At 32.1% G+C, this 16,242-nt stretch carries 11 protein-coding genes and 1 CRISPR repeat array; all 11 genes read left to right on the top strand.

Annotation, left to right across the window (positions count from 1 at the left end; genetic code table 11):
• The first annotated feature begins 54 nt into the window (after positions 1–54).
• The 11 genes from CDO51_RS00055 to CDO51_RS00005 all read left to right on the top strand — a co-directional run bounded on the left by CDO51_RS00055 (position 55) and on the right by CDO51_RS00005 (position 13,763).
• Positions 55–1,047 (top strand): ABC transporter substrate-binding protein, encoded by a 993-nt coding sequence (locus tag CDO51_RS00055; RefSeq protein ID WP_089022261.1) that lies wholly within the window; start codon positions 55–57, stop codon positions 1,045–1,047.
• On the top strand, positions 1,022–1,813 hold the full coding sequence (locus tag CDO51_RS00050; protein WP_089022260.1) for an ABC transporter permease: 792 nt from the start codon (positions 1,022–1,024) through the stop codon (positions 1,811–1,813). Before CDO51_RS00055 ends, CDO51_RS00050 begins: the two co-directional genes overlap by 26 nt.
• 12 nt (positions 1,814–1,825) lie before the next feature.
• Entirely contained in the window at positions 1,826–2,554 is a 729-nt protein-coding gene (locus CDO51_RS00045; protein ID WP_089022259.1) for an ABC transporter ATP-binding protein, read from the top strand.
• Positions 2,555–2,615: 61 nt separating this feature from the next.
• Complete coding sequence (locus tag CDO51_RS00040) at positions 2,616–2,822, top strand: YjfB family protein (protein ID WP_089022258.1); 207 nt, start codon at positions 2,616–2,618, stop codon at positions 2,820–2,822.
• Between the two features lie 347 nt (positions 2,823–3,169).
• Positions 3,170–6,349, top strand: a complete 3,180-nt coding sequence (locus CDO51_RS00035; protein ID WP_158212236.1) for a PAS domain S-box protein — start codon at positions 3,170–3,172, stop codon at positions 6,347–6,349.
• A gap of 31 nt (positions 6,350–6,380) precedes the next feature.
• Complete coding sequence (locus CDO51_RS00030; RefSeq protein ID WP_158212235.1) at positions 6,381–6,758, top strand: response regulator transcription factor; 378 nt, start codon at positions 6,381–6,383, stop codon at positions 6,756–6,758.
• 2 nt (positions 6,759–6,760) lie between these two features.
• Positions 6,761–7,825: a HEAT repeat domain-containing protein gene (locus tag CDO51_RS00025; protein WP_089022255.1), complete on the top strand. Its 1,065-nt coding sequence runs from the start codon at positions 6,761–6,763 to the stop codon at positions 7,823–7,825.
• Between the two features lie 147 nt (positions 7,826–7,972).
• The gene (locus tag CDO51_RS00020) at positions 7,973–9,304 is read left to right on the top strand and encodes a glycosyltransferase family 2 protein (protein ID WP_205842026.1); all 1,332 of its coding nucleotides are present in this window, start codon (positions 7,973–7,975) and stop codon (positions 9,302–9,304) included.
• Entirely contained in the window at positions 9,279–10,310 is a 1,032-nt protein-coding gene (locus CDO51_RS00015) for a diguanylate cyclase (RefSeq protein ID WP_089022253.1), read from the top strand. The genes CDO51_RS00020 and CDO51_RS00015 overlap by 26 nt, the downstream gene beginning before the upstream one ends.
• A 53-nt stretch (positions 10,311–10,363) precedes the next feature.
• Positions 10,364–10,663: an Hpt domain-containing protein gene (locus tag CDO51_RS00010; protein ID WP_089022252.1), complete on the top strand. Its 300-nt coding sequence runs from the start codon at positions 10,364–10,366 to the stop codon at positions 10,661–10,663.
• Positions 10,656–13,763, top strand: a complete 3,108-nt coding sequence (locus CDO51_RS00005; RefSeq protein WP_089022251.1) for a hypothetical protein — start codon at positions 10,656–10,658, stop codon at positions 13,761–13,763. The genes CDO51_RS00010 and CDO51_RS00005 overlap by 8 nt, the downstream gene beginning before the upstream one ends.
• Positions 13,764–14,365: 602 nt before the next feature.
• Positions 14,366–16,126: direct repeats of the CRISPR family, unit length 30 nt; unit sequence GTTTAATTGCATCCATAATGGAATTGAAAG.
• Between the last annotated feature and the right edge of the window lie 116 nt (positions 16,127–16,242).

Here is a 16,242-nt window from a genome sequence, read left to right as displayed (position 1 = left end):
TGAAAACAAGTTCAAGAAATGTGAAATTTAAATCCGAAAGGAGATGGCAGTGTTATGAAAGGGATCAGGATATTTGGACTCTTTATGTTAGTACTAGTTTTATTATTTTCAGTTATAGGTTGTGGTGATGACACTGATTCAGTAGACACAGATGATGTAACAGTTGATATGGCTGTGTTAGGTGGTCCTACTGGTATGGGAGCGGTTCAGCTTATAGAACAAAATGAACTAGGTGACTCAGAACTTAATTATGACTTTAGTATAATGGGAAGTCCTGATGATTTAGTAGGTAGAATAATTAATGGTGAGGTAGATATCGCTGCAGTACCTACAAATTTAGCTTCAGTATTATATAATAGAACTGAAGGTGATATACAGTTAGCAGCAGTTAATACCCTAGGTGTTTTATATGTATTAGAAAGTGGAGATAGTATTACTTCTATAGAAGATTTAGAGGGTGAGGTAATAAATGTAAGTGGACAAGGTGCTACCCCTGATTTTGCTCTTAGATATCTGTTAGAAGAACATGGGCTAACACCATATGAAGATGTTGAATTAGATTTTCAACTACAACATTCAGATCTTGCAGCTGCTACAGCAGGTGGAGATGTAGATCTTGCTTTACTTCCACAACCCCATGTGACTACAGCACAAATGAGAAATGATGACTTACAAATTGCTTTAGATATTACTGAAGAATGGGATAATGTAGCTGATGATAGTGAGTTGGCTATGGGAAGTCTTATCGTACAAAAAGATTTTGCTAAAGAAAATCCTGAGGTTATGGATATCTTTTTAGATGAGTATGAAGAGTCCATAAATTTTGTAAATGAAAATTACAGTGAAGCAGCAGAGCTTATGGAAAAGTTCGAGATATTACCTAATAAAAATGTTGCAAAAGAAGCTATTCCATATTCAAATATAGTTTTTAGAGATGGACAAGAATCCAAAACTTTCTTACAGGATTTTTATCAAGTGTTATATGACTTTGAACCTGATTCAGTCGGAGGCAAGTTACCAGATGAAAACTTCTATTACCAAAGATAATAAACCAATTTCTAAATTGACATCAAAAAAAGGAATATATAAAACTTTAATAATTGGTTTTTGGCTAGTTGTATGGCAGATAGTATATCTAATTATCCAACAGGATATCTATCTACCATCACCTATTGATGTAACAGGCCAGTTCTTTAAGTTGTTATTTACTTCTTCTTTTTGGGTGTCAGTTATATATTCTATCTATAGAGTTATGCTTGGGTTATTGTTATCTATTGGTTGTGGTGTAGTTTTTGGTGCACTTGCTAGTACTAATCGGTATTTTTATGATCTATTACAACCACTAGTTTCAGCTATAAGATCTACACCGGTTATTTCTTTTATTATCATAGCTTTGATCTGGTTTACTTCTTCTAATGTACCTATATTTATATGTTTTCTTATGTGTTTTCCGATTTTTTGGACTAATATTTTAGAGGGAATTCACAGTGTTGATAGAAAGTTACTTGAAATGGCTACTGTATATAGGGTTAATAAATGGGATATTATCAAAAAAATATATATCCCATCGATAACCCCATATTTTACAGCTGCTACAATTACAGCCTTAGGTTTAGGTTTTAAAGTAAGTGTGGCAGCTGAAGTATTAAGTAATCCGAGAGAAGGGATAGGCTCTCATCTATATAGTGCTAAGGTTTATTTAGACTCAATTGATATGTTTTCTTGGACTCTAGTAGTGATTTTACTAACTATTTCCTTTGAAGGTTTATTCACATGGTTAGTTAAAAAAGTATCAGTATCAAACAATAAATAGGATGTGGGCTTTATGGCAGTAAAAATTAGTAGGTTAAATAAAAGTTTTAGTGATCTAAAGGTGATAGATAATCTTAATTTAGAGCTTTCATATGGTAATATACACTGTTTATTTGGGCCTTCCGGTTGTGGTAAAACAACACTATTAAATATATTAGCTGGTTTATTAGATGCTGATTCTGGTCAGGTAGAAGGATGTGAGAAAGGAAAGATTTCTTATATCTTTCAAGAAGATAGATTACTACCTTGGTCTACTGTTAAAGAAAATATAATGTTTGTTTTAAAGTCAGACTACACCAAAGAAAAAGCACAAAATTTGGTAGAGAAATATTTAAATTTAGTTAATCTTTTAGACTTTAAAGATCATTATCCAGATCAGCTTAGTGGAGGTATGAAACAAAGAGTCGCTATTGCTAGAGCTTTTTCATATCAAGGTGATATAATTTTAATGGATGAACCATTTAAAGGGTTAGATTTTGATTTAAAAAGAGATTTAATGGATTATATAATAAACTACTGGCAAAGGAAAAATCAAACTTTAGTATTTGTAACCCATGATATTGAGGAAACACTGTATATGGCTGATTATGTGTATACCTTTACAGGGCCGTCCCTTAATATAATAAATCAATTTAAAATTGATTTAGCGCATAATAAAAGAATTATAGAGAGTGAGAGTATGAATTATTACAAAAACCTTCTTACTAAAAAGGATGACATGTTTATAAAAGAGATAGATTAATTGCTAATATCTAGAATTTATTATATAATATTGTAAAATTAATAGAAAAAGGTGATTTAAAATGGATATACCAGCATTAGCTTTTTCTCTTAGTCAAACAGAATTGTTTAACCAAGTAAATACTTCTGTTGCTAAAATGTCTTTAGACAATTTAGAAAGTTCTAAAGACCAGTTCATGGATCTTCTAGAAAAATCAACTCTAGATAGATCTGAGTTAGAAAACTCTATCCAAACTCATTTAGGTAATAATTTAGATATAATGCTCTAAAATCTGTGAACTTTCCGGGGAATTCAAGGTAGACAGATTATCTACCTTGAATTCCCCGGTTAATAAGAGTTTAATTATCTCCTTAGTTGAGAATTTAAGGACTGCTATAGCTAACATACCCCTCTCAAGCTCAGAAGCAAAACAAAGATAAAAAACAGAAAATTTAAAAAATAAGGGTATATTCAGAGAGGAAAGGGATAATTTTCTTATTAGAAATTATAGTTTAGAAATCTCCCCATTAGTTCGTATCCCACCTAGTAAATTTCTTGTGGTGTAGGAAAAGAGTACTTTTAGTAAGGTTTGGTGATTTGTGTGAAGAATTATTTTTTATTGATAGGGGGTTAATTGTGAGAAAAATTGACTTATCTGATGATTTGTTAGAAGAGTATGAAATTATTTTTAATAATACCCAAGAAGCTCTATTTTTAATTGATGTCTTAAATAACAATTTTTATTTTAGAAAGTTAAATAGTACTCATGAAAAGCTTACTGGGTTAAAAACAGAACATGTCAAAGGGAAAACACCAGTGGAAGTATTGGGTGCTGAATTAGGACAAGTCGTAGAAGCTAATTATAGGATTTGTATTGAAAAAGAAGAAACTATTTCCTATGAAGAAAAGCTTGTTTTCCCTTTAGGCGAAAAGTATTGGCTGACCAAATTGACACCAGTAATCAAAGATGGAAAAGTGACTGCTATAGTAGGTTCTAGTACTGATATAACCGAAAAAAAATCAATTGAAAATGAATTAAAGGAAGCAAAAGACCGATACGATATAGCTGTAAATGCTGCTAATATTGGGGTGTGGGAATGGAATATTAAAACTAATGAGCTTATTTGGGATAAAAATATGTACTACTTATATGGAACCACTCCAGAAGTAACAAAGGATAGACTGACGAAATGGATTGATAGCTTACATCCGGAAGATAAAGAAAAAAATATAGATTTACTAATGAAAGCTAAAAACGATGAACAAAAATTTGATACTCAGTTTCGAGTAGTTTGGAGCGATGGAACTATCAAATACCTCAAGGCTTTTGCTGAAGTAATACATGACCCAGATGGAAATCCAGAAAAAATGATAGGAACAAATTATGATGTTACAAAACAGGTGAGAGCAACACAAAAACTAGAAGAAGCAGAAAAACGTTACAAAACATTATTTAATGATGCACCTCACGGTATTGTGTTGATAAACACGGAAACATTTGAACCTGAAGAATTTAATGATACAGTTTGTAATATGTTAGAGTACACAAGAGAAGAGTTTGAAAATTTACAGATTAATGATTATGATGTAATTGAAACAACTGAACAAACTGTATCTAGGATTAATAGAATGCTACAAGGTTCAAGGGAAGAATTCGAAACCAAACACAAAACAAAGAATGGTAAAATAATAGATGTCTTTGTAATTGCTAAGAGACTTGAATTGGGTGAGTCTGTTTACATTTTTGCACAATTTATGGATATTACGGAAAATAAACAAGCTGAACAGGAGCTAAAGGAACAAAAGGAATCATTTGAGAAAGTGATTAACACTGCTCCTGATGTGATTTTTATAAAAGACAAATATAGTCGATACCAGTTAACAAATGATACTTTAGAAAATCTGTTTGGATTTAACTCTGATGAAATTGTGGGTAAATCAGATTTCGAGCTAAGCCCGACAGATGACGAAAGTGAAAAATTTATTGAAGGCGATTTACAAGTTTTGAATGGAGAAGAAAAACTAGATATTGAAGAAACTTTGACAGACAAAGACGGGAATGTTAGATGGTTACAAACTCAAAAAGTTCCAATTAAATATAGAGGACACGATTGTATTTTGGGTATTGCTAGGGATATCACTGAAAAGAAAAAAGCAGATGAAAAACTTCAAGCTTATACGAATGAAATACATATTAAGAATTTAGAGCTAGAACAAGCGAAAAATGAAGCAATTCAAGCATCTAAGGCTAAATCGGAATTTTTAGCTAATATGAGTCACGAGATCAGAACACCTATGAATTCAATCATTGGTATGGCTGAGCTGTTAACAGAAACAAAGCTAGATGATGAACAAAAACAATACATAGATATCTTTAAAAATGCTGGTGAAAGTTTGTTAACCTTAATTAATGACATTTTAGATCTATCTAAAATTGAAGCAGGGCAAATAGAACTTGAATACGAAAACTTTGATTTAGTTGATTTAGTAGATAAAACTGTAGAATTAATGGCTTTTAGAGCACAGGATAAAGGATTAGAAATGCTTGTTAGAATTAAACCCGAAGTCCCTAATTATCTTATTGGGGATGCTTCTAGGCTTAGACAAGTCCTTATAAATCTTTTAGGAAATGCTATTAAATTTACTGAAGAAGGGGAAGTTTTATTAGAAATTGATGTTAAAAATAATAAAGATATTAAAGAACAACAAATTGAATTGCAGTTTGCTATAAAAGATACTGGAATTGGGATTTCTAAAGATAACCAAGATAAAATTTTTGATAGTTTTACTCAAGCAGATGCTTCTAGTACAAGGCGATATGGTGGCACAGGTCTTGGACTTAATATTTCAAAAAAAATTGTTGACCTGATGAGTGGAAAAATATGGTTAGAAAGTGAAGTGGGTAAAGGAAGTCATTTTTATTTTACCGTCACTTTAGATCTACCAATAAATCAAGAAGTTACAAATGACTTTGAAGAAATCATCCTAGACTTAAGGTATAAAAATATATTAGCAGTTGATGACAATAAGTCAAATCTATTAATTTTAAAAGAAACTCTTGCTCTTAAAGGTGCAAATGTTACTTGTGTTGAAAGTGGAAAAGAGGCCTTAAAAGAGGTTGAAAAAGAAGCTTCTAACTATCATCTTATATTGTTAGACTATATGATGCCTGAGATGGATGGGTTAGAGGTTTCAGAGTATATTAGAGAGACTTTAAATTATAAAGATCTCGGTATTATACTAATTTCTTCGGAATTTAAACCAAGTGATAAAAAATACGAAGACAAAGTTCATTATGATGAATTTATATTAAAACCAATTAGAAGAAAACAGTTATTTGCTTCGATAAATAAGGTTTTATCTAAGATAACTACCCAAAAATTACCCTATAGCGAAATCGATCATAGAATACCTGAAGGGAAAATATCTAAAAAACATACAGGAAAAATTCTTCTAGTAGAAGACTCTAAGGATAATCAAATGCTCGTGAAAGCTTTCTTAAAATCTACAGAATACGAGATAATCACCGCAGAAAATGGTGGAGAAGCTATCGATAAGTTTAAAGATGGTAATTATGATTTAGTGTTAATGGATATTCAGATGCCAGTAAAAGATGGCTACACTGCTACCAAAGAAATTAGGGAGTTTGAAAATGAAAAAAGATCTACAAGAACTCCTATTATAGCTCTTACTGCGTATGCCTTATCAAGTGATGTTCAAGATGCGTTAGCGGTTGGATGTGATGCACACCTCTCTAAACCCATCAAAAAGAAAAACTTATTGTCTGTCATAGAAGAACATATAGGTTTAAAATAAAGTGTCATTTCATAGGAGAGGAGTTATGTATATGGAAAGTACAAGACATATATTATTAGTTGAAGATGAATCGTCAATGTATAAATTAATTTCTTTTAAATTAGAAAAAGCAAATTTTAAAGTTGATATTGCAACAGATGGGGAAAAAGCTCTTGAAATGTTTTTTGAAAAAGACATCAGTTATGATGCTATCATTCTTGATTTATTTCTACCCGTTCTGGGTGGAATGCAGGTTTTAAAAAAAGTACGGGAGAATCATAAAGAGCCACCGATATTAATTTTATCGGCAAAAAGCCAAGAACAAGATATTCTAGAAGGTTTAAAAGCAGGGGCAAATGATTACTTAACAAAACCCTTTAGACCAGAAGAATTAATGATAAGACTAAAAAAGCTGCTAGGAGAATATTAACAATGACTATGTTCAATCTCTTGATAGTAGTAATTATAGTGATGATAATTTCGATTGTCAGTTTGTTGTTGTTTGTTTTAATTAATCATTATCTACTGTGGGTAAAAGAACATGCATATCAGAAAAAGAGTAACGCTTGGGAAACTGTATTATACAGTTATCTAGCTGACGAAATTTCTGTTAGTGAAGCCGCTAAAAAGATGAAGGGTGATTACTTTGATTTATGGAGTTTTTTAAAGCCATATTTAGATAATTTAATGGGACAAGACAGAGAAAAATTAGTTTATCTAATAAAAGAAACTGGCATGACTGATTATTTCTTAAACAAGGCAAAAAAGGCAAATAGAAAGAAAAGGTTAATTTCAATAACCATACTTGGAAAACTTGGAGATAAAAGGGCTCTTCCTATTTTAAAAAAAATGCTTAAATCGCCTAAAACCATGGAAATGGTAATTGCAGCTAAAGCTATAGCAGACACAAAAGAAGTGAACTTAGTTTTACCGGTTTTTAGAAGAATGTTAATTAATACTAATACTACCTTTGAAGGTATTACAGAAATAGCAGTGAGGTTTGGTAAAGACGTTTGTACTCCAATTAATAATATTATTCAGGAATGGTTAGAAGGACAAAGAAACTTAGAAGAAGATTTTGGTGTGTCTATCGATCAGAGTGTATCATTAATGGTCGATATTCTAGGTTATTATCGGTTTACTAAAGCAGCACCCCAGCTAGGAAAGATTTTAACAAATGTTGATGATAACGAAGTTATTATTCATGTATTAAAAGCATTATCACGGATTGAATATCCAACAACTGTATCACTAACTCCATTCATTTATCATGAAAACTGGATCATTAGAAGCCAGGTAGCCAAATATATCGGAAAAGTTAAAGAGGATACATACAGAGATGATATGAAAAATATACTTAATGATGATAATTGGTGGGTTAGATTTTATGCTGCTAAGGCGTTATATGATTTAGGATATATTTCTTATTTGAATTCTATTAGTAATTCAAAGGACCATAGAGGTGAAATAAGTCGTTATATACTGAGTAAAGTTTAAAAATATTTGATAGGGGTTTTTTGTATGAATATTACAAATTTACTATATACCATTGACTATCTGGCGATTTTTTACTTTTTGATAGTGAATAGCACATATATTTTTCTCAATATAGTTGCTTTTTTTACAATTAGGAAGAACTGGTTTTTGAACGAAATAACTGATTATAAAAAAACCTTTCAAAGTGAGTTCTATAAACCTATTAGTATTATAGTTCCAGCTTTTAATGAAGAGGAGACTATAGTCGAGAATGTCAAATCCTTGTTAGCTCTTTCTTATCCTGAGTTTGAAGTAGTCGTGGTGAACGATGGATCTTCAGATAAAACTGTTGATAAGTTAAAAAAGAACTTTAACTTAACACCATCAAGCAGGTCCTTTGAACGAAACCTTGATACAGAAGACATAAATAATGTTTATGACTCCCTTGACTATCCTAATCTTGTAGTAGTAGATAAAGACAATGGAGGTAAGGCAGACGCCTTAAATGCAGGGATAAATATCTCGCAATACCCTTTAATCTGTAATATTGATGCTGATTCTATCATAGAAGGACAAGCTTTATTACGGATTGTTGAGCCATTTTCTCAGGATTGGAGAGTTGTTGCTGCTGGTGGGACAGTAAGAATAGCAAATGAATGTACAATTAGAGGAGGATATATAGAACAAGTGAGACTTTCTAAAAAACCCCTTGTAAGGATGCAAGTAGTGGAGTATTTAAGGGCTTTTTTATTTGGACGAGTTGGTTGGGCATCCATAAATAGTTTACTAATTATTTCCGGTGCTTTTGGTGTTTTTCGAAAATCTCATGTTACTAATGCAGGTGGTTATAGTAAAGATACTGTCGGTGAAGATATGGAACTAGTTCTGAAACTGAATCGCTTACTAAAAAAATCCGAAAGGGAATATCGAGTGGTATTTCTACCGGATCCTGTTTGCTGGACTCAAGTTCCGGAGGATATCGATACTTTAAGTAATCAAAGGCGTAGATGGCAGCGGGGTCTCGGAGAAAGTCTTATCATGAATAAAGAACTTTTCTTTAATCCTAGATATGGACTTTTGGGTTTACTTGCTTATCCTTTTTTCTTGTTCATTGAGTTTTTAGGTCCCATATTTGAACTTCTAGGATATGTCGTTTTTGCTATCACGTTATTTATTACCTTTTTTCTAGGTTTTCCGGGCCGAGAAATTATCTTACTATTTTTCATTACAGCAGTTTTGATGGGAATTTTACTATCTACCACTTCAATAGTTTTTGAAGAGATGACATTTAGAAAATATTCTAGCTTAAAAGAAAAACTTATTCTTTTTTTATTTGGATTTTTAGAGAACTTTGGTTATCGCCAGAGACATACGTTTTGGAGAGTAAAAGGGATTTTTGACTTTTTAAGGAAAAGAAAAGAATGGGGACAAATGAAAAGGACAAGCTTTTCAAGTTACGAAAAGGGTGATATAGATGGCAATATTGATAGTAGACGATGATAAAACTATAAGGTTTATGTTAGAGAGACTTTTGAATAAGGCAGGATATGAAGATTTATATTTTGCTTCTTCTCCAAAAGAAACCTTTAAATTACTAGGTATAGATGATAATGGACAAAAAGAAAATACAGATTTTAAAATTGATTCTTCCAATATAGAATTAATACTCATGGATATTATGATGCCTGATATTGATGGTATAGAAGCATGTGAGCGTCTTAAGAGACATCACGATCTTTCTAACATTCCTATAATTATGGTTACGGCATTAACAGAAACAGAGACTTTAGAAAAAGCTTTCAATGCGGGAGCTATTGATTATATCACAAAGCCTGTTCGAAAATTAGAATTGCTAGCTCGAGTTGATTCAGCTGTGAAATTAAATCGCGAAAGACAAACTCGTCTAAAAAGAGAACGTGAGTTAGAAGATGCTTTAAAAAGTCTAGAAGAAATGAATGCTAAGCTAGAAAAACTAGCCACTATAGATGAACTTACCCAAATACCTAATAGAAGACTTTTTGATGAGACCTTAAATAATGAGTGGAAGAGAGCAAAGCGTGACAAGACTCCACTCTCCTTGATCATTTTAGATATTGATTACTTTAAAAAATATAATGATACTTATGGTCATCAGCAAGGTGATAAATGTCTTAAAGTAATCTCTTCTAGATTAAGTGAACTAATCTTACGCCCAGGCGACTTTGCTGCTAGGTATGGGGGAGAAGAGTTTGCAGTAATCTTACCTAATACACAATCAGATGATTCTTTAATGGTTGCTAAAAGAATAAGGGAAGGAATAGAAGGATTAAATATTCCCCATGTAGCTTCTAGGATATCTGATAATGTAACAATTAGTTTAGGTGTTACCTGTGTAGATTTCGATGAAGTAGATTATCAGAAAATAGAAAGGGAAGATGTATTAAATAGTTTTATTAATTCAGCCGATAAAGCCCTTTATGAAGCTAAAGAAAATGGTAGAAATACTGCTAAATTTAAAAGTTTTTAATTTAGTGCGTTTGTTTGTATACATAACCTTGTTATAAAAAAGGAGCGGGTAAAATGTCTAAAAATAAAGTTTATGTAGATAAAGATTTAAAAGACTTGATTCCCTTGTTCTTAGAAAATAGATATCAAGAAATTAAAAAAATGAGAAACGCTCTCTTGGAGAATGATTTTGAAACTATTAGAAAACTTGGACATACCATCAAGGGTGTTGGTGGCGGATATGGTTTTGATTATGTAACTGAGCTTGGTTACAAAATAGAGGAAGCTGCGAAAACAAATGATGAAAATGTAGTGACGGAGTTACTAACAAAATTAGAAAGCCACCTTGATAATGTGGAGATAGTTTATGAATAATAAATCAAAGATTATTACTTTAATTGTGATTTTATTAATTCTTCCTTGGATTGTATGGTCCTTTGGTCCTCAGGAAGAATTAGATGTTGCGATTTTTAACAAAACCGTGTCTGATGGTTCTTTTAGCGAACACCAAGGGGTTACCTGGTTACTTAATCATTTGAAATATACTCAAAGTGATGGAAAAATTTATAATGAAAACAAAGACTATTATGGTGTTGTCCCTATCAAAGCAAGTAACAATGACTTTGAATTCCGTCCCTTACAAAAAGATTTGACTGATAAAGATGTTATTTATATAGCTGATACCTATGGATTAACAGATCAAAAAGAAGAATTTAGCGGTCTTCAGTATAATGAAATAGAGAGTATAACAAAAGCAGCTTATAATGGTACAACGATAATCTCTGAATTTAATACTTTTTCAAACCCGACACCAGATCATGTGAGAGAGTATATGTATGAACTATTAGGTGTTAGGTGGACTGGCTGGGTAGGCAAATACTTTAGCGATTTGTCTGATTCAAACTCTATTCCCGGTGAGGTATTTAAAATTTATCAAGATGATAATAACACTTATGACTATGAAGGAGAAGGCTTTATATTTTTAAATGAAAAGAAACAGCAAGTAGTTATATTAGATGAAAGTAAAACTTCTCATATCAAAGGGATAAATATGACTTTTACTGAACAAGGGGAAAAGTTTTTAGGATTAAAAGACGATACAAGTTATACGGGTTGGTTTGATATCACAGAACATGATGAAGAGACAAAATCTTTGGCAGACTTTGATCTTACAGCTAGTTTAACGGAAAATGGATTAAATCAGGCAAAGGAGTATGGTATACCTGAAGAGTTTTCTGCGATCTCTAAGTTTAGTAATAGTATATATGATGCATATTACATGTCAGGTAGTTTTTCTAATATATCAAGTACTCCATTTCATAATTTGGCGGGTCTAGCTAAGATAATGTCTGGTGTGAGTAGTGTGCTAGATAATCAAACTAGATTTTATTGGAGAACTTATGTACCGGTTATGGAAAATATATTAGCTAAAGCTCATGCTGTAAGCGAAAGATCAGATAAACTAGAAGAACTCAAATATGAACATGTCTATGAAAAAGACAATACTCGTATGATATCGAAAACTGATGAAAGTCACATGCAGATATACACTGGTGATAGCTTTGAAGACCTATTTATAAAAGGAGTGAATATAGGGATAGCAAACCCCGGTAAGTGGTTTACTGAATTTCCGGACAAAGAATCAACGTATAGGCAGTGGTTAGAAAAAATTGGAGATATGAATGTTAATTCCGTTAGAGTATATACATTAATGGATCCATCCTTTTATCGAGCTTTCTTAGAATATAATTTAAACAACCCGGGTGATGAATTATGGCTATTTCAAAATATTTGGCCTGAAGAACACCCTGAAAATGATAATTTATTAGGTGAAGAATATGTAGAAGACTTTTACAAAGAAATTGAATATGTGGTTGATGCCATTCACGGTGAAGGAAAGGTACCAAAGCGCCCAGGAAGAGCTTATGGTGATTATTATGCTGATGTTTCACCTTACACAATTTCCTATTTAGTAGGTCGGGAGATAGAAACTTATGAAGTAAATCAAACTAATAAATTAAATGATATAACATCATACCAAGGTGATTACTTGGGAGTTGAAGATGGTACACCAACAGAAGTTTGGTTAGCTAAAGCCATTGATTACACTATGGAGTATGAAGCTAAAAAATATAACTGGCAGCGTCCTAATGCATTCGTAAGTTGGCCAATTTTAGACCCGATCGATCATACAAAAAAGTGGCAAGAATTTGTTGGTGATGAAGGGATTTTTGATGATGAAGCTTCTATCGATATTAGAAATTTTCAAAGGGGAGAAGACTTATTAGCAGGTTTTTATGGGTCATATCATATATATCCTAATTATCCCGATTTTATCAATCATAATCAAAGATATGAAAATTATCAAGATGAAGAGGGAACTTTTCGTTATGGGGGATATCTAGAACATTTTATGGAAAAGCATGAAAACTTTCCTGCTTTAGTTGCAGAATTTGGTATAGCTACTGGTATGGGTAATGCGCATTATAGCCCTGATGGATATCATCATGGTGGCTTGACAGAAAAAGAACAGGGCGAAGGAATTATCAGGATGATGGATAGTATTAAAAAAGAAAACTATATGGGAGGTATTATCTTTGAGTGGATGGATGAATGGGCTAAAAAAACGTGGACGACAGAACCATTCATGATTCCCTATGAACACAATGTTTTTTGGCATAATGTTTTAGATCCAGAGCAAAACTATGGTATATTAGCTAATGAAGCGATTAAGCCTGAAAAAGCTTACTATGAATTGTCTACAGAAAATGGATTTGAAAGAGTTAGTTTTAGAGGAAACGAATCTTATTTATATATTGACTTAGAATTTGATAGAGCGATTGATTTAGCTGATCAGAGTATTATTTTGGGAATAGATACGTATGACAGAGAGAAAGGACAATTTGTTTATAGAGATAAAGGTCTAACTTTTGAAACGGGTAAAGAATTTCTTATAGAAATTAAAAACAAACAAGATGCACAAATTTTAGTAACTCCTGATTATAATGCTGCTAATATGAATTTTGCATCTAAAGCTACTAATACAGGTGAGTTTCATCCTATTACTCCCTTGATTAATGCTCGTATTGTTAGAGAAGATGGATCTGTAATTGAAGAAGTAAGAGAAGATGGGTCTACTCTAAACTACGGAAATTTCCAAGGGACGCATAATCATTGGTATAAAAAGGGTGATGACAAGCTATCTATTCGTATACCATGGGGAAGAATAAATTTAACAGATCCTACTTCTCATAGAGTCCTTAACGATGATGGTAACTATGCTTATCTTGAGAGGGATCAATTAAATACAATTGAAACTGATGGTTTTGTGGTTTCGGGATATTTAATTGGAAATGAAGAAGAAATTATTAGTGATTTTACATCTGAACCATTTTTATGGGAAACATGGGGGGAACCGCGTTACCAACAGAGGTTGAAAAAATCATACGATATTTTGAAAGAACATTGGGATTAATACAAAAGCTCCGTGAGTACATCGGAGCTTTTGTATTACTTAAACTTTACTGGCAAATAGCTAGTAGTTGAATATTACTGAGGTCATTAATTTAAAATTATTAATGTTTCTAAATTTGTCTTAAGTAGTTGACAGATAACATAAAAAAAGAATAATATGGACTTGTAGGATTGTAAAAGTGAGTTTAAATTGAAAAACTTCTATTCTAGGTTATAGTATTTTATTAAGAGTGATGATGTAACAGTTGATATGGCTGTATTAGTTACAGGAATTAGGACTGTTCAGAAACAAGATGACCTAGGTGAATCCGAAATAAATTATGATTTTAGTATAATCTACAAATTTAGCCTGAGTATTGTATAATAGAACAGAAGGCGATGTACAGTTAGCAGCAGTTAATACCCGAGGTGCTTAATTAGGATTACGGGGGTCCCTGTAATGGTATGCACATAAATCAGCGTATAAAGTACTTCTACAATATCATGGGGTTACAAATGTAAAATCTGTGAACTTCCCGGGGAATTTACAAGATTTGAGGTAGACAGATTTATCTACCTTTGATATACCTTAAAATCCCCGGTAAAATAATGTTTTGAATAAGGGTTTAATTGCATCCATAATGGAATTGAAAGTAGAATATCTAAAATATTATCTTCACTAATTTTAAAGTTTAATTGCATCCATAATGGAATTGAAAGGTTAAAATATTTATTCATTGTTATCACTCCTTTTTAGTTTAATTGCATCCATAATGGAATTGAAAGTTTGCTTCTGTCTTTCTCTTTCTTCTTTAAACCCTCGTGTTTAATTGCATCCATAATGGAATTGAAAGTCATATATTTTTCGGAGGGGTAGGCAGAAAGAAGAGTTTAATTGCATCCATAATGGAATTGAAAGATTTTTCCACGCACTCTAAACTTATCAGTAGACACCTGTTTAATTGCATCCATAATGGAATTGAAAGGGTCTATCTAAATACTTACCAAACGGGACTATCACACCGTTTAATTGCATCCATAATGGAATTGAAAGAAATGAGTGTTATGAGGAGTTAGTAGAGGAGAGAAAAGTTTAATTGCATCCATAATGGAATTGAAAGAATACAAAGACTGACGAGTTCAAGGAAGCTACTCAGGTTTAATTGCATCCATAATGGAATTGAAAGCATCCCTTAATAAAGCTACAATTAGCTAACAAAGACGTTTAATTGCATCCATAATGGAATTGAAAGTAATTTTTGATGAGATACATGAGTATGAAGATTACAGTTTAATTGCATCCATAATGGAATTGAAAGTGTAATGTCTCCTATTCTTTGGTCTAGTTTTTCTATTTGTTTAATTGCATCCATAATGGAATTGAAAGTTTTTAATTGATAGGTCATTGATGACCTTGTTTTGGTTTAATTGCATCCATAATGGAATTGAAAGATGGGCTAAAGAAATAGCAGGAGTAGGTTTAGTGAAGTTTAATTGCATCCATAATGGAATTGAAAGCAAGTATTTGCTTGATAAATACAATATTGAACCTAAGTTTAATTGCATCCATAATGGAATTGAAAGTTTTTTATTTTGTTTTTATATTCTTGTAATTCTTCTAGTTTAATTGCATCCATAATGGAATTGAAAGGGTATGTATGTCGGAAGAACGGTTTAATTCCGGAGATCGTTTAATTGCATCCATAATGGAATTGAAAGTCAACCGCTTTAGCGCTAAAAGTTACTTCCGTTTCTTGTTTAATTGCATCCATAATGGAATTGAAAGCGGCTTAATAGAAAGACTAGGAGGCGGATTTTGTACGGTTTAATTGCATCCATAATGGAATTGAAAGACGCCAATTCCAACGGCAGCGTCCGGAACTATTGGTAGTTTAATTGCATCCATAATGGAATTGAAAGAACTATGTTGCCATTCATCGGCGTCTATACAATATTTGTTTAATTGCATCCATAATGGAATTGAAAGTAAACATGGCGACGCTCACGTTCGATTTCAATTAAGTTTAATTGCATCCATAATGGAATTGAAAGTTTTCCGATAACTCTCTAACTTTCATCGTGACCCTCGTTTAATTGCATCCATAATGGAATTGAAAGCGACTTTTTCAAAACTCAATAACTCTTGTACCTCGTCGTTTAATTGCATCCATAATGGAATTGAAAGAATTAACAACAAACTTCGGATCTATTTTAGTCATTCATGTTTAATTGCATCCATAATGGAATTGAAAGTGTATATTCGCGTTAGCGCCATTATTTTGATTTCCGGTTTAATTGCATCCATAATGGAATTGAAAGTTAACACAAGCTCTATTCCTGCTAACTTGCCTTTGAGTTTAATTGCATCCATAATGTAAGCGTCAAATAGCACCCACATTGATTTAATAAAAAACTCCCATCTCATTAAATAAATAAGTGGGAGTGACTGTTATAATCAGTTTTTGCTATTTGCTTTGAGTTTTTTGCAACTTGCAGTTTTC

Source organism: Natranaerobius trueperi (genome assembly GCF_002216005.1).
Lineage (GTDB): Bacteria > Bacillota > Natranaerobiia > Natranaerobiales > Natranaerobiaceae > Natranaerobius_A > Natranaerobius_A trueperi.
The sequence above is the reverse complement of the archived record's forward strand: the minus strand, read 5'-3'. Positions and strand labels throughout refer to the sequence as shown.